Source organism: Nocardiopsis sp. iso_186 (assembly GCF_056173365.1).
Genome location: NZ_CM149670.1, coordinates 4385209 through 4404292 on the forward strand (window position 1 = coordinate 4385209; position 19084 = coordinate 4404292).

The following is a 19084-nucleotide window of genomic DNA, read 5'->3' on the forward strand; positions in this document are numbered from 1 at the left end:
CAGGCTATCGATCCGGGTGACCGCCACCGGGCCCACGGCTCCGATGAGGCCGTGCCGGGGCCGATTCGGCGGACGCGGGCAGCCCTGCCCTGCGGCGATCACCGTCTGCGCGGTTTACCCGGAAATCTCGATTTCACAGAACGTTTACACCAGATCCCAAAATAGTTACTCTCATTGGGAGCGCTCCCGTGACCCTCGTCACAGTGGTAGGACCACGAGGGTTTCGGTCAGGGGCCTCGCTGTCCGCAAAACTGAACCGGTTCACCAAAGCCCCCCGCATTTGGGAGCGCTCCCAAATGCGGGCCGTCCGAACCTGACCCCGACCCTCCACCACGGAGACGGCCAGTGCTCCGCACGCTCCGTCCCTCCACAGCAGTCCGCCCACTCACAAATCCGCACACCGGTCGCACGGCAAACCGTTCGGCCCTCTGTTCTCTCCTTCCGACTGACCCCCCGAACACAAGGAAGAAATCGAGATGAGCAAAAACCCCCGTACCGTGGACAGACGTTCATGGGTGCGACGCTGCACAGCAGCCGCTTCCGCTCTGGCACTCGGCGGCACCATGGTGGCCGTCACCTCGGCTCCCGCCGCGGCCGCGACCGGTTGTGCGGTCAACTACCAGGTCAACGACTGGGGCTCGGGCTTCACGGCGAACGTCTCCATCAAGAACCTGGGCGACCCGGTGAACAACTGGACCCTGGGCTGGAGCTTCGCGGGCAACCAGCAGGTGACGAACCTGTGGAACGGTTCACACACCCAGTCCGGCGGGAACGTCAGCGTCTCCAACGCCGGCCACAACGCATCCATCGCCTCGAACGGCACCGTCACCTTCGGGTTCAACGGGTCCTACTCGGGCACCAACGCCAAACCGACCACGTTCTCGCTGAACGGCGTGGTCTGCAACGGGAGCACCGACCCGGGTGAGCCCGGTGAACCGGGCGAGCCGGGCGAGCCGGGCAACCCCGGGAATCCGGGAAACGGCGACCGCGTGGACAACCCCTACGTGGGCGCGGACGTCTACGTGAACCCGGTCTGGTCGGCCAACGCAGCCGGCGAGCCGGGGGGCGCTGCCGTCGCAAACGAGCCGACGGGCGTCTGGCTGGACCGCATCAGCGCCATCGAGGGCAACAACAGTCCCACGACCGGCAACATGGGGTTGCGCGACCACCTCGACGAGGCGGTCGAGCAGGCCGGTGACGATCCCCTGGTGTTCCAGGTCGTCATCTACAACCTCCCCGGCCGCGACTGCTCCGCGCTTGCCTCCAACGGCGAACTCGGCCCGGAGGAACTGGACCGCTACGAGAGCGAATACATCGATCCGATCGCCGAGATCATGGCGGACCCGGCATACGCCGACCTGCGGATCGTCACGACGATCGAGATCGACTCCCTGCCGAACCTGGTGACCAATGTCAGCGGCCGCCCGACCGCGGTCAACGAGTGCGACACGATGCTGGCCAACGGCAACTACGTCAACGGTGTGGGCTACGCCCTGGCCCAACTGGGCGCCATCCCCAACGTCTACAACTACATCGACGCCGGCCACCACGGCTGGATCGGCTGGGAGGACAACTTCGGTCCCTCCGCCGACATCTTCTACGAGGCCGCCAACGCCAACGGGGCCTCCCCCGACGACGTGCACGGCTTCATCGCCAACACGGCCAACTACTCGGCGCTGAAGGAAGACCACTTCGCCATCGGGCAGACCGTCAACGGCCAGCAGGTGCGCCAGTCGAGCTGGGTCAACTGGAACAACTACGTCAACGAGCTGTCCTTCGCCCAGGCCCTGCGCCAGGAGCTGGTCTCCACCGGCTTCGACTCCGGCATCGGCATGCTGATCGACACCTCCCGCAACGGCTGGGGCGGCGCCGCCCGGCCCACCGGTCCCGGCCCGACGACCAGCGTCAACGCCTACGTCGAAGGTGGGCGCTACGACCGCCGCATCCACCCCGGCAACTGGTGCAACCAGGCCGGCGCCGGCCTGGGCGAGCGTCCCACCGCGGCTCCCGAGCCCGGTATCGACGCCTACGTGTGGATGAAGCCCCCGGGCGAGTCCGACGGTTCCAGCTCCCTCATCGACAACGACGAGGGCAAGGGCTTCGACCGGATGTGCGACCCCACCTACACCGGCAACCCGCGCAACAACAACCACATGAGCGGCGCCCTGGCCAACGCGCCGGTCTCCGGTCACTGGTTCCCGGCGCAGTTCCAGGAACTGCTGCGCAACGCCTACCCGCCCGTCTCCTAGCAGATCGGCCGGCGCCCGCCCACCTTCACGGTGGGCGGGCGCCGCCGCGCGCGGCCCCCTCCCTCCAGAGAGGACCCCTTGCCGTGGTCTAGGTTGGCCGGTGTCCTACCTGTGAGCTCTGAGAGGTGACCGTATGGCCGGCGTGGTCAAGTTCAACGTCCTGACCGTTCCCGAAGACGCGGGAAGGACCCTGGAGGAGCGGTTCGCCAAGCGGGCCGGGCTGGTGGAGGACCAGCCCGGTTTCGAAGAGTTCCAGCTCCTGCGGCCGGTGGAAGGCATCGACAAGTACCTCGTGTACACGCGCTGGCGCTCGGAGGAGGACTTCCAGAACTGGCTGAAGAGCCGATCGTTCCAGCAGGGCCATGCCGGCACGGCGAAGGACGCCGGCCAGGCCGGCCACGGCACGCCCGCGGCGACAGGCAGCGAGATCTGGGGGTTCGAAGTCGTCCAGCGGGTCACCGGCAAGGAGTAGCACCGGTTGGCGGAACCGCTCCACCGCCGACCACAGGATCGGGCGTGCGCGCGGCGGCGCCCGATCTGCGATGCTAGAGCGGTCCCCGACCACGCAGAAAGGCCGCACTGTGTCCACGCCCGCGCCCAAAGCAGCCCGCTTGCGTGCGCGTGGGCGGCGCAGACGTCGCCGCGCAGCCCCTTTGGCCATGTTGTCGGGTCTGGCGCTGGCCACCGGAGGCCTCGGTGTACTGATCAGCGGTGGACTGGATCCGGAGCGGTTCGCCCCGCACTCACCGGTCGCGGCCTCCTCCCCGTCGGAGCGTGTGCCCGGATCGGTGTTTCGGCCGCCCATACCCGCGCCGTCGCCCACTCCGGTGCTCTCCCGCTCGGTGGTCAACGAGGTCACCGAAGGCAGCGGTGACCTGAAGGTGGTCAAGGGAAAGAGTGAGGTCTACGGTTCGGGGCCGCTCAAGCGTTTCATCGTCGAGGTCGAGGACGGACTTCCCGGAGAGGCCGACGACTTCGCCGCGGCGGTCGAGAGGATTCTCGGCGACGAACGCAGCTGGGGTCATGAGGGGGCGATGTCCTTCCAACGGGTGGACTCGGGCAGCGTGGACTTTCGCGTGTCCCTCGCCGCCCCGACCACCGTGGACGAGCACTGCGCTCCGCTCAGGACCAACGGATACGTCTCCTGCCAGCAGGGCGACCGCGCGGTGATCAACCAGAACCGCTGGGTGTCGGCGGTACCGCACTTCGACGGGGACCTGGAGAGCTATCGGGTCTACGTCATCAACCACGAAGTCGGCCATGCACTGGGGCACGGCCATGTGGACTGCCCCAAGGACGGCGTGAACGCACCCGTCATGCAGCAGCAGACATTCGGGCTCCAGGGGTGCGAGCGCAATGGCTGGGTCCACCCCTGACCAGGGTGGTCGAGCACCCTCCCGCTTGGCCTCGGAGGAGCGGCCGTGGAGAGACACCGCGACCTTTCCGGAATCCCGTCCGCGGTCGAATCCGATTGCGGTGAGCAGGAGCAGCTCCCTGAACTGAACCTTTGCCGCCCGCCATACGTATTCATGGGTGAGCGCCGGGAGGACCGACGACCCCCGGCACCGTTCACGACGAGGAGATCGCCAATGACCGACGACCGCTATACGTGGACCTGCTCCTCCCGCCGGACCGCGTTCGCCGTGGCCGGCGGGACCGTGGTGGCCGGAGTACTGGCCGGCTGCGGGACCGAGGAGACCCCGGAACAGGAGTCCGGTCGGCAGGACTCCCCGAGTCCCGAAGGCGACGGCGGGGCCGGCGGCACCCCCCTGGCCCAGGTCAACGACATCCCGGTGGGCGGGGGAACCGTGTTCACCGACGAGAAGGTCGTGATCACCCAACCGGAGGCCGGGACGATTCTGGCCTTCTCCGCGCTGTGCACGCACCAGCAGTGCCCGGTCTCCGAGGTCGCCGATGGCACGATCATCTGTCCGTGTCACGACAGCAAGTTCAGCATCGCCGATGGCTCCGTGACCTCCGGCCCCGCGCCGAGCCCGCTGCCGGGGGTCGAAATAACCGTCGAGGGTGACACGATCACCCTCGCCTGACCAGGGCGAACCGTCGCAGCACCGTCGTGGGGGCGCCTCGTGCCGGGGCACCCCCACGACTGTCGAACCGGCTCCGTTTCCCTACCCCGGGTCCGATGCGTGCCCTTGGCGCATGAGGCCGTAGTTGACGGCCGACTCCAACGCCGTCCAGGAGGCGTCGATGACGTTCTCCCCCACCCCGACCGTCGTCCATTCGGAACGGCCGTCGGTGGAGCCCAGCAGTACGCGGGTGATGGCGTCGGTCCCGGAACTGCCTTCCAGGATGCGGACCTTGTAGTCGGAGAGTTCCAGGCCGGCAAGCTCTGGGTAGACGCCCTCCAGCGCGGAGCGAAGAGCGCGGTCGAGGGCGTTGACGGGACCGTTTCCCTCGCCGGTGGCGATCACCCGTTCTCCCTTCACGTGCAGTTTCACCGTCGCCTCGCTGACGTTGGAGCCGTCGTGGCGGCGTTCGGAGATCGCCCGCCAGGACTCCGCCTCGAAGTAGCGGACCGGTTGGCCCAGCTCTTCGCGCAACAGCAGCTCGAAGGAGGCGTCGGCAGCCTCGAAGCTGTACCCGGCGAGTTCCATCGCCTTGACCCGGTTGACGATGCGTCCGAGCGTCTCGCGGTTCCCCTCAAGGTCGAAACCCAGCTCCCTGGACTTGAGTTCGATGGAGGCTCGCCCGGCCATGTCGGAGACCAGCATGCGCATGTCGTTGCCGACGAGTACCGGATCGATGTGCTGGTAGAGGTCGGGATCCACCTTGATCGCGGAGGCGTGCAGCCCGGCTTTGTGCGCGAACGCCGAGATCCCGACATAGGGCTGGTGAGTGGCCGGGGCGATGTTGACGATCTCCGCGATCGCCTGGGAAACCCGGGTCGCCTCACGCAAGCACCCCTCGGGCAGGACCGTGCGGTGGTGCTTGAGGACGAGAGCGGCCACTACCGAGAACAGGTTGGCGTTGCCGACGCGCTCGCCGTAACCGTTGGCTGTGCATTGCACGTGGGTGGCACCCGCGTCCACCGCGGCCACGGTGTTGGCCACCGCACAACCGCTGTCGTCCTGGGCGTGGATTCCCAGGCGTGCGCCCGTCGCCGCGTGGACTTCGGTGACGACGCGGGTGATGTCCGCAGGAAGCATTCCCCCGTTCGTGTCGCAGAGCACGACCACGGACGCCCCTGCCTCCGCAGCCGTGCGGACAACGCCCAGGGCGTAGTCGGGGTTGTGGCGGTAGCCGTCGAAGAAGTGCTCGCAGTCGAGGAAGACCCGCTGACCGTTGTCGCGCAGATAGGAGACGGTGTCGGCGATCATCGCAAGGTTCTCGTCGAGGGTTGTGCGCAGGGCCAGCTCGACGTGGCGGTCATCGCTCTTGGCGACAAGGGTGACGACCGGCGCACCCGAGTCGCGCAGGGCGGCTACCTGGGGATCGTCCGCGGCCTGGACACCGGCTCGGCGGGTGGCACCGAAAGCGGTGAGTTGTGCGTGTTTCAGCGTCAGCTCGGTGCGGGCCCGTTGAAAGAACTCCGTGTCCTTGGGGTTGGCTCCGGGCCACCCGCCTTCGATAAAGCCCACTCCGAAATCGTCGAGCAACGCGGCGATGGCGAGTTTGTCGGCGACCGTGAGGTTGACGCCTTCCCGCTGCGCTCCGTCACGCAGGGTCGTGTCGAATACGTGAAAACCGTCGTCGAGCATGAGTGGAACTCCCAGCAGTGGATATCGCCTGGTGACCGATCCGGTACGTGCCAATAAAAAAGACCCCTCGTGGACACGAGAGGTCAGCGCGCCGGTATGGTCCGATTAGCCGGCGCGCCTCACGATAATGATCACCTGAGACGGCACACGAATAAGTGTGCCACACCCCGCTTGAATCGCAGGCGGGGGCCTCAACATTGGCGCAACTCGTCTCACCAGGTGGAATGACCCTAGGACGACAGAGCAAAAAGCCGAATTGCACGCTTTTTCGCAAACGGTTCCTGGCCGCGGGGCAGCTTCTCCCCCGTGCCCGGTCCGCCCGGGCAGGGAGGCATCGGATTCACTTTCCACGCCCTGGTCGCAACCATCCGCCGCCCTGAAGAAACGGGCCGACTCAGCCCAGGGCAGCGGCGATCTCCTGGACCGCCTGGCGTGCGGAGTGCCGAGCGACAGGGGCCACCGGCGCGTACCCACCGGGCTCTCCTTCGGTGTAGGAGAGGACAGCGACCACGTTGGCCGCCCGAATGCCGCCGGTTATCGCACCGTCGGCGGTACCGGTCAAAAACGTCTCGTCGGCGACATCGGGGGCGCCCAGATCCTCTCCCCCGGAGTCACGGCGCGCCTGGACGAACCAGGAGCGCGCGGCCTCGGTCGCCGTGGTTGCACTGGCCGCATCCGGTCCGGCGAGCAAATAGGTAACGGTGAAGGTGCGTTGCCCGGGGCCCCGGCTCCAGACACAGGTGCTCTTGTCCGCGACGTTGTCGCCGTCGCCCTGCCGGGCGCCCACTCCTCCGAGACAGGTGGTGGTGGCGTCGCTCGCAGCCGAGCACGAGGCCGGAAGGGCAGCGCGTTCACCAGGGGCGAATCCCATGAACTCGCTGCTCAACGGAGGAGGAAGCACCGCCGCGAGGCGGTTGGGCCCGTCGTCGGACTCGACCGCCCCCATCGTCTCCCCGATGGAGGCCCACCACTGCGGCACTCGCGGAGCCGCTAACACTGCAGCGCCCAGCAGCAGCCCGCCGGCAAGCACGAGGGCCGCGACGCGCACCCTGCGCCGGCCGGACGGCTCCGAGAGAAGCGGATCGGGTCCAGACGCTTCGGCCGGTGCCGCGGCAGTGGAATCGTGGGCGTCTTGCCCCTGGTAGATGGATGACCATCCCGGCGCGAACGCGCCGACTTCGCGCTCGACGAGCGGCCTTCTGGAGAAAGCGCTGAGTCCGTCGGCGTCCGGCCCGCCGCACGCCCCCGAGCCGTCCTGATGGTTCACGCACTCCCCCCGACACAACCATTGTCAATACCCAGAGTAATTATCTGGTAACTCTAACGGCTTGGTCGTGGAGAGGCGAGCCGAATGCAAAGCCCGATGGGCGAAGGTCCGTACCGGCCGGCCCCGGGGCCGATACTCTCGCGGCCCCGGGGCTGTTGCGTCTACCCGAAGACGTGCACCCAACCGTGCTCGTCGGCGACGGTCCCGTATTGACGCCCCACGAGTTCCTCGCGCAGGCGCATGGTGACGGGGCCGGGTTCTCCGTCGCCGATCCGGAACTCGCCCTGGGCGCTCTTGACGTGGGCGACAGGGGTGATCACGGCGGCGGTCCCACAGGCGAAGACCTCGGTCAGTTCACCGCTGAGCGCCGCGGCACGCCACTCTTCGGTGGACAACCGGCCTTCCTCGACGGGAATCCCCAATTCCGGTGCCAGCTTCAGCAGCGAGTCGCGGGTGATGCCGGGAAGAAGGGTACCGGTCAGCTCGGGCGTGAGCAGGCGGGCCTCGGCCCCGGAGCCGAAGACGAAGAACAGGTTCATCCCGCCCATCTCCTCGACCCACCTGTGTTCGAGCGCGTCGAGCCAGACGACCTGGTCGCATCCCTTCTCGACGGCCTGGGCCTGGGCGAGGAAACTGGCCGCGTAGTTGCCGCCCGCCTTGGCGGCACCGGTGCCGCCGGGGGCCGCGCGGGTGAAGTCTTCGCTCAGCCAGACCGTCACCGGCTTGATCCCGCCGGAGAAGTAGGGGCCGGACGGCGAAGCGATCAGGATGAACAGGTAGGTCTGCGACGGACGATTGACCCCCATGCCCACATCAGTGGAGATCATGAAAGGGCGTAGGTAGAGGCTTGCGTCCGCCTGGGTGGGAACCCAGTCGCCGTCGTGCTCCAACAGGGTCGTGATGGCACCGAGGAAGAGATCCTCGGGAAGCGCGGGCATCGCCATCCGCGCGGCGCTGCGGTTGAAGCGCGCGGCGTTGGCGTCGGGACGAAAGGTGGCGATGGCGCCGCTGGGGTGCCGGTACGCCTTCAACCCCTCGAAGATTTCCTGGGCGTAGTGCAGGACGGAAGTCGCCGGGTCGAGGGAAAGGGGACCGTAGGGCTCGAGCCGAGCGTCGTACCAGCCTTTTTCCGCGCTGTAGCGGATGGTGACCATGTGGTCGGTGAAGACATTGCCGAACCCGGGGCTCTGCAGGATCTCAGCTCGCTCCTGCGGGGTCTTCCGCTGGGTCGAGAGCTGGATGTCGAACGTCAACCCGCTTGTGGTGGTGGCGTTGCTCATGTGCGTGTGGGTCCTCTCGGTACATCGGAGTCGGCAGCGCAGCCGCTCCGGGGACTAGTGTGGCGGAAACGACGCTTCCGATGCCAGCACAGGCACGCGGCAGGGCCTGGACACGGCGACGGGCGCGCCATATGGCGCGCCCGTCGCATCAACAGGGGTTGGTGCCTCAGCCGCGCCGCAGGGTCAGCAGGGGCCGCGACACGGTCGTCCGGCTATCCCTGCTCGGCTACTCGGCGAGCGATGTCGTCGCCGATCTGGCTGGTGGAGCGGACCGCTCCGCTATCGGCCCGGGCCCGCAGGTCCTCGGCGACAGCCGTCTCGACCTGGGCTGCCGCCTTGGCGTACCCCAGGTGCTCCAGGAGAAGCGCGACAGAGAGGATGGTCGCCGTGGGGTCGGCCTTGCCCTGGCCGGCGATATCGGGAGCCGAGCCGTGCACCGGCTCGAACATGCTGGGGAATTCGGCCTCGGGGTTCACGTTGCCGCTGGAGGCAAGGCCGATTCCTCCGGCCACAGCCGCACCGAGATCGGTGATGATGTCGCCGAAGAGGTTGTCGGTGACGACGACGTCGAAGCGCTCCGGCTGGGTCACGAAGAACATGGTGGCGGCGTTGACGTGCAGATAGTCGGTGGTGACCTGCGGATACTCGGCGCCTACCTCGCGCACGACGCGCTGCCAGAGCTCACCGGCGAAAGTGAGGACGTTGTCCTTGTGCACCAGGGTGAGCTTCTTGCGGGGACGCTCGGCGGCCTTCGCGAAGGCGTAGCGCACGACGCGCTCGACCCCGAACCGGGTGTTGACGCTGTCCTGGGTGGCGATCTCGCCGGGCGTGCCCTTGCGCAGCACACCACCGGCTCCGGCGTAGGGGCCTTCGGTGCCCTCGCGCACGACCAGCATGTCGATGTCCTCGGGCGCGACGCCGGCCAACGGAGTGCGCACACCGGGGTAGAGCCGCACCGGACGCAGGTTGACGTAGTGCGCGAAGCTGAACCGCAGACGCAGCAGCAGTCCGCGCTCCAGGACTCCGCTGGGCACGGTGGGGTCCCCGACCGCGCCGAGGAGGATGGCCTCCTGGCCGCGCAGCTCCTCCTCGACCGCATCAGGGAGGGTCTCGCCGGTGGCGTGCCAGCGCTTGGCGCCCAGCTCGTACTCGGTGGTGTCCAGGGCGAGCCCGTGGGCGGGGGCGACGGTGGAGAGGACCTTGAGCCCTTCGGCGACGACCTCGGGCCCGATTCCGTCACCGGGGATGACGGCCAACTTCACGGTACGAGCGGACATAAGAAGCCTTGCCTTTGAATTCGACGGTGTCCCATGACTGCGGCGCCCGCTGACGGCTCGGACGCCGGACACCACCACCGTCGTCTCAAATAGCGAGACGAAAGATGGCGGGAATGAGACAAGAGTACCGAAGCGGGAGAGTGTCCGCGGCTGCCCGGGCAGGTCGAACCCGCTTTGCCATCAATGGCCGGTGGGGCCGCCGTTATCCCGGCGGTCCAGAGCGGCTTGCAGCGCACGGGTGGCCTCGTCGTCGGTTTCGACGGGAGTGGTCTCATACATGGCGATCCTCGTTTCGCGATCCGGATGACTGGCCGACTGACGGCACATGCGGGAGATCGGCCGACGTGGCTGCCGGTGCCCAGGGTTTCGGGGCACGACTCAAGCCGATGGCCGCGCTGTTTCCGGTGGGGATCGCCTGACCGGGAGAACGCCGCACGGTCCCGAATGTGGGCGGCGGCGATTCGTGCGAGGACGGCCCGGGCCCGCGATCGCGGAACACCATGAACCATCTTCTAGGACGACAGAATATCGGATGCCCAACTAAATGGCCACAACCCACTGCGCGTTTCGTGGGACGTGGCGATCCGGGGGCACGAGGAAAGCACGCACACGCCCCGCACCGTTCAGGACACACCGCCGGCACCGTCGGAAAGGGCCCGCACAGCGCTTGCCGTACGGGCCCTGAAAAGCAGCTCGACGCTAGTCCAGGTTGACGCTGCGCGTGCTCTCGGCGCCGATCTCCACGGAGATGGCGTTCAGGGTGTCGTCGGGGATCGCGGAGTCAACCGTGAGCGTGATCAACGCCCTGCCGCCCTCTTCGTCCCGGCTGACCTGCATCCCGGCGATGTTGATGCCCGCCTCACCAAGGAGGTGACCGACCGTTCCCACGATGCCGGGACGGTCGTCGTAGAAGAAGAAGGCCATGTGCTCGCTGGGTGCGAGCTCCATGCCGTAGCCGTTGAGCTCGACGATCTTCTCGTTCTGCCGGTGTCCCGACAGGGTTCCCGACACCGACACCCGCTGGCCGTCGGCCATGACACCGCGCACGGTGATGAGGTTGCGCCAGTCGGGGCTCTCCTCATCGGTGGTCAGGTTGACCTCGACGCCCCGGTCCTTGGCCAACAGCGGCGCGTTGACATAGGTGACGGCCTCTTCGACGATGTCGCCGAAGATCCCCTTCAGTGCGGCGAGCTCGATGATCTTGACGTCGTGGGCGGCGATCTCGCCGCGTACCTCGACGTCCACCCGGGCGGCCACACCACCGGCAAGCGCGGTGAAGATCCGACCGAGCTTCTCCGTCAGAGGCAGGCCGGGCTTGATCTCCTCCGAGAGCCCACCGCCCTGGATGTTCACGGCGTCGGGCACGAACTCGCCCGACAGCGCGAGCTTGACCGAACGGGCCACCTGGGTGCCCGCCTTCTCCTGCGCCTCGTGCGTGCTGGCCCCCAGGTGCGGGGCCACGACGACGTTCTCCAACTCGAACAGCGGACTGTCCGTGCAGGGCTCCTTGGCGAACACGTCGATGCCCGCGCCGGCGACCCGGCCTTCCTTCACCGCGTGGTACAGCGCGGTCTCGTCCACGATCCCGCCCCGGGCGGCATTGATGATGCGCACGCTCGGCTTGACCTTGCGCAGCGCCTCGTCACCGATGAGGCCGAGGGTGTCCTTGTTCTTGGGCAGGTGAACCGTGATGAAGTCGCTGCGCTCCAACAGCTCGTCCAGCGACACCACCTCGACGCCGATCTGCGCGGCGCGTGCCGGCTGCACGAAGGGGTCGTAGGCGATCAGCTTGGTACCGAAAGCGGAGAGGCGCTGGGCGACGAGCACACCGATACGGCCCAGGCCCACGACGCCGACGGTCTTGTCGTAAAGCTCGACGCCGGTGTACTTGGAGCGCTTCCACTCCCCGTTGACGAGGGCTGCGTGTGCCGGCGCCGTGTTGCGGGCGGAGGCGAGCAGAAGGTTGATGGCCTGCTCGGCAGCACTGATGATGTTGGAGGTGGGCGCGTTCACGACGAGTACGCCAGCCTTGGTGGCGGCCTCGACGTCAACGTTGTCCAACCCCACGCCTGCACGGGCCACGACCTTCAATGCGGTCGCGGCGGCCAATGCCTCGGCGTTCACCTTGGTCGCGCTGCGCACGATCAGGGCGTTGACACCGGCGAGCGCCGGGAGTAGCTGTGAGCGGTCGGCGCCGTTGACGGAGCGGACGTCGAAGTCCTCCTCCAGCAGCGCGATTCCAGCGGGCGAGAGTTCTTCCGCGACCAGGACGACTGGCTTGGGCACAGCGAGTTCCTTATGGGGAGTGCGTGTGAACTGCGGCGGAACCGCAGTCTTGACAGGGACGGCGCCGGGGCCGGCCAGGACGCCCGACCGCACCAGAAGTCTAGTGCTCGGTTACGGCTGCGTTTCGAGAAGCCCCGGATTGATCCACTGATCCGGTTGACGATCGTCTCGGACCTTAAGGTGCTGCGGCCGGGCACGAGCCGGGCCCCGGAACGCCACGGCGTCCCGGGGCCCGGTCACACTCGACTCGAAGGCCCTACGCCTTGAGCCAGCTCATCAGCGGACGGAGCTGGCTGCCGACCTTCTCGATCTGCTCGTTCTGCTCGGCCTCGCGGCGCTTCGCGAAGTTGGGGCGCCCGTTGTCGAACTCCTCGATCAGCTCACGCGCGTAGGTGCCGTCCTGGATCTCGCCCAGGATCTTGCGCATCTCCTCGCGGGTGGACTCGGTGATGACGCGCGGGCCGCGGGTGTAGCCGCCGAACTCGGCGTTGTCGGAGACCGACCAGTTCATCTTGGAGATGCCGCCCTCGTACATGAGGTTGACGATCAGCTTCAGCTCGTGAAGGCACTCGAAGTAGGCGACCTCGGGCTGGTAGCCCGCCTCGACCAGGGTGGCGAAACCGGCCTTGACCAGCTCCTCGGCGCCACCGCACAGCACGGCCTGCTCGCCGAACAGGTCGGTCTCGGTCTCCTCGGTGAAGGTGGTCTTCAGCGCACCCGCACGGGTACCGCCGATGCCCTTGGCGTAGGAGAGCGCGAGGTCCCAGGCGCTGCCGGACGCGTCCTTCTCGACCGCCACGAGCACCGGGACGCCGCGGCCGGCCTCGAACTGGCGGCGGACCAGGTGTCCCGGCCCCTTCGGGGCGACCATGGCCACGTCCACACCCTCCGGCGGCTGGACCAGGTCGAAGCGGATGCTGAAACCGTGGCCGAAGAACAGCGCGTCACCCGGGTTGAGGTGCGGGGCGATCTCGTTTGCGTAGAGGTCCCGGTGGATGTGGTCGGGGACCAGGATCATGATGAGGTCGGCCTCCTGGGCCGCCTCGGCCGGGGTGACGACCTTCAGACCGGCTTCTTCGGCCTTGGCCTTGCTGGACGAGCCCTCCGCGAGGCCCACCCGCACGTTGACGCCCGAGTCGCGCAGGGAGAGCGCGTGCGCGTGCCCCTGACTGCCGTAACCGATCACGGCGACCTTGCGCCCCTGGATGATGCTGAGGTCGGCGGCGTCGTCGTAGTACATCTGTGCTGCCACTTCGGCTTACTCCTTGGTGAAAATGTGCCCCGTCGCGCGGGAGCACTCGGTGGTGTTGGGGTGAGAACGGGTCAGGCGCTGCGTTCGACGGCGCGCAGGGACCGGTCCGTGATGGACCGGGGACCGCGGCCGAGAGCGACCAGCCCGGATTTCACCAGCTCCTTGATACCGAAGGGCTCCAGGTTGCGGATCAGCGCTTCGAGCTTCTCGGGTTTTCCGGTTGCCTCAAGGACGACCACGTCCGGGCTGACATCCACGACATTGGCGCGGAAGAGCTCGGCCGTCTCCAGGACGTGGGTCCGGCTGGCGGCGTCGGCCTTGACCTTCACCAGCAGCAGTTCCCGACGCACGGAGGCATCGGAGTCCATCTCGACGATCTTGATGACGTTGACCAGCTTGTTGAGCTGCTTGGTCACCTGCTCCAAAGGGTGGCGGTCGCAGTTGACCACGATCGTCATTCGGGACAACCCCTCGTACTCGGTGGGTCCCACCGTGAGGGAGTTGATGTTGAAACCACGACGGGAGAACAGCGCGGATGCCCGCGCGAGCACGCCCGGCGTGTCCTCGACGAGGACGGACAGCGTGTGCATACTCATCGAAACTGTTCCTATTCCTCGTCGTCGTCCCAGTCGGGCGCCATGTCGCGCGCGTACTGGATGCTGTCGTTGCTGACGCCGGCCGCGACCATCGGCCAGACCATCGAGTCGTGGTTGACCGTGAAGTCGACGACGACGGGTGCGTCGTCGATCGCCATGGCCTTCTCGATGGTTGCGTCCACATCTTCGACCCGCTCGCAGCGGAGCCCGACACAACCGTACGCCTCGGCCAGGCGGACGAAGTCGGGGATCCGGACCTTCTTGCTCTCCGCGCTGGGCGAGGTCTGCAGGTTGGTATTGGAGTAGCGCCCCTCGTAGAAGAGAGTCTGCCACTGCCGGACCATCCCGAGGTTGCCGTTGTTGATGACCGCGACCTTGATCGGGATGTTCTCGACCGCACAGGTGGCCAACTCCTGGTTGGTCATCTGGAAGCAGCCGTCGCCGTCGATGGCCCAGACGGTCTGGCCGGGGTTGCCGACCTTCGCGCCCAGCGCCGCCGGAACCCCGAAGCCCATCGTTCCCGCCCCACCGGAATTCAGGAAGGAACCGGGCTTCTCGTAGTTGATGAACTGCGCGGCCCACATCTGGTGCTGGCCCACACCCGCCGCGTAGGCGGCATCGGGACCGACGATCTCCCCCAGCCGCTTGATGACGTGCTGGGGCGCCAGCGAGCCGTCTCCCGGGTCCTCGTACCCCAGGGGGTAGGACTCGCGGAGCCGGTTGAGCTGGTCCCACCAGGCGGCGTAATCGCCCTGACGTCCGGCCGCCTGGTCGTTGCGGACCGCGACGACCAGGTCGGCGATGACCTCGCGGCAGTCGCCCACGATGGGGACGTCGGCGTGCCGGTTCTTGGAGATCTCGGCGGGGTCGATGTCGGCGTGCACGATCTTGGCGCCGGGCGCGAAGGAGTCGAGCTTGCCGGTGACCCGGTCGTCGAACCGAGCGCCCAGCGCGATGATCAGGTCCGCGCGCTGGAGGGCGCCGACCGCGGAGACCTTGCCGTGCATGCCGGGCATACCGACGTTCTGCGGGTGGGTCGCGGGGAACGCGCCCAGCGCCATGAGGGTGGTGACGACCGGAAGCCCGGTGATTTCCGCCAGCACCCGCAGTTCCTGGGCCGCGCGGGCCTTGAGGACGCCGCCGCCGACGTAGAGCACCGGGCGCTTGGCCTCGGCGATCATGCGAGCCGCCTCGCGGACCTGCTTGCCGTGCGGCTTGGTGACCGGACGGTACCCGGGGAGGTCCAGGCGCTGGGGCCATTCGAAACGGGTGTCGGCCTGGAGTGCGTTCTTGGCGATGTCCACCAGGACCGGACCGGGGCGACCGGTGGAGGCGATGTGGAACGCCTCGGCAATGGTGCGCGAGATGTCTGCGGCATCGCGGACCAGGAAGTTGTGCTTGGTGATCGGCATCGTGATACCGCAGATGTCGGCTTCTTGGAATGCGTCGGTGCCGATCGAGGGAGCGGCCACCTGGCCGGTGATCGCGACCATCGGGACGGAGTCCATGTGCGCGTCGGCCAGTGGGGTGACCAGGTTGGTCGCACCGGGGCCGCTGGTCGCCATGCAGACGCCCGGACGGCCGGTGGCGTAGGCGTAGCCCTGGGCCGCATGGCCCGCCCCCTGCTCATGGCGCATCAGGATGTGGCGGACCTTCTCGGAATCGTAGAGCGGGTCATAGGCCGGGAGGATCGCTCCACCAGGGATCCCGAACACGACGTTGACGCCGACTTGCTCCAACGACCTGATGAGCGATTGGGCTCCGGTCATCTGCTCGGTCATCACTAGATCCTTTGGCGAGAGGCAGGTTAAGCGGGTCTGGCAACAAAAAACCCCTCACCGCGAAGCGGTTGAGGGGAGCGCGCAGCATTGACTGGGTCAGCTGGCTGCGCGCCGACCAAGTACGAGAATCAGGGAGTTGTTCTGCACGCTGTCCACCTTGGCCGAGGCACGGCGGTACGTCAACCGAAACGGCATTTTGTCTCAACATTTGAGATACTAGGACCACCATGCGAATTTTGCCCAGGTGGCGGACGGCATGGACGCATACCTGAAAGGACAAGAAGTGCAAAATCCGTGGATCGGTCCGGTCAGGGGCCTCCGACCGTCGATCCGGAAGCGGGAAAGCAGGAGGGGCCCCGTCCCGGCAGGCGATCCGGCGCGGACCGTGCGCCGACCGACGCCCTCGATCCGGGGCTCCCAAATCGTCCGGCAGACGCCGGGGCGGGACGGTCTGGGCTGCACACCGCGGCCGGATCGGTGCGGAGGCTTCCCTCCGGCAGACACCGGAGCGCCCTTTCCGGCCGCAACTCCGTGGACGTACCCGTCCGTTGCAAAGCGGCGGGCCCCGGAACGGACACCCGCTCAAAGAGCGGTCGCGGTCTCTCCCCCGACAAGGGCCTCGACTCCGTCAGCGGGCATGGGCCGGGCGACGAGAAAACCCTGACCGTAGGCGCACCCCATCGCGCGCAGCCGGTCCAGTTGACGCGGGTGTTCGATCCCTTCGGCCGTCACCTGCATCCCCAGGTCCTGGCCGAGCCGGATGATCGTCTGGGTCAACAGCGTCACGGTGCCGTCCCCGCCCAGATCGCGGATGAACGAACGGTCGATCTTGATCTCGTCCACGCGGAGCTGACGCAGATGTGCCAATGAGGCGTAGCCCATGCCGAAATCGTCGATGGCCAGACGCACCCCGAGGTCGCGCAACTCGGCGAGGCGGTCCACCGCCTGGCCGGGGTTCTCCAGCAGGACCTCCTCGTTGACCTCCATCGTCAGGACATCCGCGTTGAGCGCGCACTCGGCGAGCACACCGGCCACGGTCTCGACGAACCGCGGCGACAGCACCTGCTTGACCGAGATGTTCACCGAGAGGCGGATGTCCAACCCGGTGGTCCCGCGCCAGACCGCTACCTTCTGGCACGCCTCGCGCAGGATCCACTCCCCCAGAGGCACGATCAGTCCCGACTCCTCCGCAGGCGCGATGAAGTCGTCGGGCGGGACGAGTTGGCCGTTCTTGCGCCAGCGCACCAGCGCCTCCACTGCGGTGACCCGCGAGGTCTCCAGGTTCACCACCGGCTGGTACTCCAGCGTGAAGGCGTTGTCGGCGAGGGCCTGACGCAACTCGGTCTGCAACTCCAACCGCCCCACGACCTTGGCGTGCATGTGAGCGGCGTAGAGCTCCAGGCGTCCCCCTCCGCCCTCCTCCTTTGCGCGGGCCATTGCCATGTCGGCGTTGCGCAGCAGTTCCCCGCTGCCGGTCTCGGGAGCGGCGAAGGCGACCCCCGCACTCGCCGTCAGCACCACCTCGCGGTCGGCCACCTGGAACGGCTCTCCCCCGATGACCCGGATCAACCGCTCCGCGAGGTTGACCACGTTGTCCGCGCGCGGACTGTCCTCGATGAGGACCGCGAACTCGTCACCCCCCCAGCGGGCAAGTGTGTCTCCCGCACCCATCGTGGCGCGCAGCCTCCGGCCGGCCTGGGCCAGGAGATAGTCACCGAAGGTGTGCCCGGCGGAGTCGTTGACGGCGGTGAACCCGTCGAGATCCAGGAAGATCGCGGCGATCTCGGTCTTGGGTTGGCCTTCCTCGGGCTCGGTGCGCCGACTCAGGACCTCCCTGGTCCGCTCTTCCAGGTAGGCACGGTTGGGCAGACCGGTGACACCGTCGTGGAAGGTGAGGTGGTCCACCTGCTTCTGCAGCTCCACCTGGGCGCTGATGTCCCGGGTGGTGAAGAGCAGTCGCTTGGGCTCACCCGGACGCTCGTAGACCGAGGCCGTGGAGGTGGTGTGGCGCCAGGTCCCGTCGGCCGCACGGACCCGGACCCTGAGGTGGATGCCGTCTCCGGAGTCCCTGCGGAAGGTCGCCATGGCCCGTTTCACCTGCGGGAGGTCCTCTGGGTGGATCAACGCCGTGACAGGGTCGGCAAGGATGTCGTCGAGACGGTAGCCGAACGCCTCCGCGGTGCCGGGACTGAGGGAGAAGATCCTGCCGTCGTCGTCCAGGATCAGAATGACGTCGCCACTGTGCTTGGCCAATTCGTGGAAGTGCCGCTCCCTGCTGTGCACCATCCGGCTGAGGGTGGAGTTCTCTTCGAGAAGTCCCAGCAGGCGCACCAGAAGGACCAGGACCGCGGACCCCGCCACGAGGGGCAGGACCGGGGCAACCCCGTTCACCCACAAACCGCCCACCGTCAACGCCACCGTGGCGATCGCCAATGCGAGCGAGGCGGCGATCTCGGGGGCGAACCGGTAGAGGCCCCGTCCGGTGATGCGGCGCGGCGCGGCTCCGGTCCTGCCCAGGATGAGCCACGGCAGTCCCGCCAACAGCGCGAAACCGAACAGGCGCACCGGGTACTCGATCCCCCCTGCCGGAGCCTCCCCGGTCAACCGGGTGATGGTGCCGATCAGGTCCGCGCCGCAGATCACGATGAAGGCGCCCATTGCCAGCAGGACCGCGCGCCGGGTGCTGTGCGGCGAGGTGAACACCAGCGGCGCCAAGAAGCACAGGACCGCGATGTCGGCCACCGGGTAGACCAGGGCGAACGCCACGAAGCCCGACCCCTCCCCGAGGTCGCGGTAAAGGGGCTGGAACAGCACCAGCCACACCACGGCGAAGACCGCTGCGGCACAGACGTAGCTGTCGGTCAGGTGGCGCACCACTGTCCGCGCCCCGTGGGGCAGTGGCGCGAACTTCAAGAAACCGAGGAAGAAGAGCGGAAGCGCGATCAACGAGAACAGATCGCCGAAGGTGAGCGAGAAAGCCGCTGCGGGACCGAACAGGCCGGTGACGCCGTTGGTAATCGCCCCCGCACACCAGGCCAGGGCGGAAAACCCGAAAAAGCGCAGTCCAGCGGCACTGTCGGCACCATCGGCGCTGGCCTGGCCGTCATCGGCGATCGAATGCAGCCGGGCGGCGTAGAGCATCGAGATGCCCGCGAGCCCTGCCGCGATCGCGGTGGGCCAGGTCCCCGCCCAGACGGTCAACGAGATCCCCTGGACGGGGAACAGCGTGCCGAGGGCATAAACAGCGGTGACGATCAGGATGGCAGCGAACCAGACGCGCGAATCGCTCTTCACGGCATCCCTCCTTGCCCCGAGGGGCAGGCCTTCGACAGTGCTCGCGCACTCGTGCGACAGCGCCCCCTCGCGGTGTGGACCGT

At 67.5% G+C, this 19084-nt stretch carries 13 protein-coding genes; 4 read left to right on the top strand and 9 right to left on the bottom strand.

What is annotated here, in order from left to right; all coding sequences use genetic code 11:
- Window positions 1-476 precede the first annotated feature (476 nt).
- The 4 genes from AC0VYP_RS19310 to AC0VYP_RS19325 all read left to right on the top strand — a co-directional run bounded on the left by AC0VYP_RS19310 (window position 477) and on the right by AC0VYP_RS19325 (window position 4297).
- Window positions 477-2249, top strand: a complete 1773-nt coding sequence (locus AC0VYP_RS19310; protein WP_475471097.1) for a glycoside hydrolase family 6 protein — start codon at window positions 477-479, stop codon at window positions 2247-2249.
- A 133-nt stretch (window positions 2250-2382) separates the two neighbouring features.
- Window positions 2383-2721: an antibiotic biosynthesis monooxygenase family protein gene (locus AC0VYP_RS19315; protein ID WP_285757477.1), complete on the top strand. Its 339-nt coding sequence runs from the start codon at window positions 2383-2385 to the stop codon at window positions 2719-2721.
- 109 nt (window positions 2722-2830) lie between these two features.
- On the top strand, window positions 2831-3625 hold the full coding sequence (locus tag AC0VYP_RS19320; protein WP_475471099.1) for a DUF3152 domain-containing protein: 795 nt from the start codon (window positions 2831-2833) through the stop codon (window positions 3623-3625).
- A 213-nt stretch (window positions 3626-3838) separates the two neighbouring features.
- Window positions 3839-4297, top strand: coding sequence for a Rieske (2Fe-2S) protein (locus AC0VYP_RS19325; protein ID WP_475471101.1), 459 nt, complete (start codon window positions 3839-3841; stop codon window positions 4295-4297).
- Window positions 4298-4378: 81 nt separating this feature from the next.
- Here the strand turns inward: AC0VYP_RS19325 and cimA are convergent, their stop codons facing one another.
- The 9 genes from cimA to AC0VYP_RS19370 all read right to left on the bottom strand — a co-directional run bounded on the left by cimA (window position 4379) and on the right by AC0VYP_RS19370 (window position 19001).
- A complete protein-coding gene (cimA, locus tag AC0VYP_RS19330) occupies window positions 4379-5968 on the bottom strand; it encodes a citramalate synthase (protein WP_475471103.1) in 1590 nt (529 codons plus the stop codon).
- 394 nt (window positions 5969-6362) lie between these two features.
- Window positions 6363-7235, bottom strand: a complete 873-nt coding sequence (locus tag AC0VYP_RS19335; RefSeq protein WP_285757481.1) for a hypothetical protein — start codon at window positions 7233-7235, stop codon at window positions 6363-6365.
- A gap of 161 nt (window positions 7236-7396) precedes the next feature.
- Window positions 7397-8515 (bottom strand): branched-chain amino acid aminotransferase, encoded by a 1119-nt coding sequence (locus tag AC0VYP_RS19340; protein WP_285757482.1) that lies wholly within the window; start codon window positions 8513-8515, stop codon window positions 7397-7399.
- Window positions 8516-8727: 212 nt separating this feature from the next.
- Window positions 8728-9792 carry a 3-isopropylmalate dehydrogenase gene (locus AC0VYP_RS19345; protein WP_475471106.1) on the bottom strand — a complete coding sequence of 355 codons (1065 nt, stop codon included), beginning with the start codon at window positions 9790-9792 and terminating at the stop codon, window positions 8728-8730.
- Window positions 9793-10491: 699 nt separating this feature from the next.
- Window positions 10492-12078, bottom strand: coding sequence for a phosphoglycerate dehydrogenase (gene serA, locus AC0VYP_RS19350; protein ID WP_475471107.1), 1587 nt, complete (start codon window positions 12076-12078; stop codon window positions 10492-10494).
- Between the two features lie 256 nt (window positions 12079-12334).
- Window positions 12335-13330, bottom strand: a complete 996-nt coding sequence (gene ilvC / locus AC0VYP_RS19355; protein WP_475471109.1) for a ketol-acid reductoisomerase — start codon at window positions 13328-13330, stop codon at window positions 12335-12337.
- A 71-nt stretch (window positions 13331-13401) separates the two neighbouring features.
- A complete protein-coding gene (ilvN, locus tag AC0VYP_RS19360) occupies window positions 13402-13926 on the bottom strand; it encodes an acetolactate synthase small subunit (protein ID WP_285757486.1) in 525 nt (174 codons plus the stop codon).
- 11 nt (window positions 13927-13937) lie between these two features.
- Window positions 13938-15710: an acetolactate synthase large subunit gene (locus AC0VYP_RS19365; protein ID WP_475471111.1), complete on the bottom strand. Its 1773-nt coding sequence runs from the start codon at window positions 15708-15710 to the stop codon at window positions 13938-13940.
- Between the two features lie 579 nt (window positions 15711-16289).
- Window positions 16290-19001 carry a putative bifunctional diguanylate cyclase/phosphodiesterase gene (locus AC0VYP_RS19370; RefSeq protein WP_475471113.1) on the bottom strand — a complete coding sequence of 904 codons (2712 nt, stop codon included), beginning with the start codon at window positions 18999-19001 and terminating at the stop codon, window positions 16290-16292.
- Window positions 19002-19084: the final 83 nt, after the last annotated feature.

What these genes read in the sequence shown, in the direction of transcription:
- AC0VYP_RS19310 (WP_475471097.1), top strand. Translation starts at nt 477, where the DNA reads ATGAGCAAAAACCCCCGTACCGTGGACAGACGTTCATGGGTGCGACGC.
- AC0VYP_RS19315 (WP_285757477.1), top strand. Translation starts at nt 2,383, where the DNA reads ATGGCCGGCGTGGTCAAGTTCAACGTCCTGACCGTTCCCGAAGACGCG.
- AC0VYP_RS19325 (WP_475471101.1), top strand. Translation starts at nt 3,839, where the DNA reads ATGACCGACGACCGCTATACGTGGACCTGCTCCTCCCGCCGGACCGCG.
- cimA (WP_475471103.1), bottom strand. Translation starts at nt 5,968, where the DNA reads ATGCTCGACGACGGTTTTCACGTATTCGACACGACCCTGCGTGACGGA.
- AC0VYP_RS19340 (WP_285757482.1), bottom strand. Translation starts at nt 8,515, where the DNA reads ATGAGCAACGCCACCACCACAAGCGGGTTGACGTTCGACATCCAGCTC.
- AC0VYP_RS19345 (WP_475471106.1), bottom strand. Translation starts at nt 9,792, where the DNA reads ATGTCCGCTCGTACCGTGAAGTTGGCCGTCATCCCCGGTGACGGAATC.
- ilvN (WP_285757486.1), bottom strand. Translation starts at nt 13,926, where the DNA reads ATGAGTATGCACACGCTGTCCGTCCTCGTCGAGGACACGCCGGGCGTG.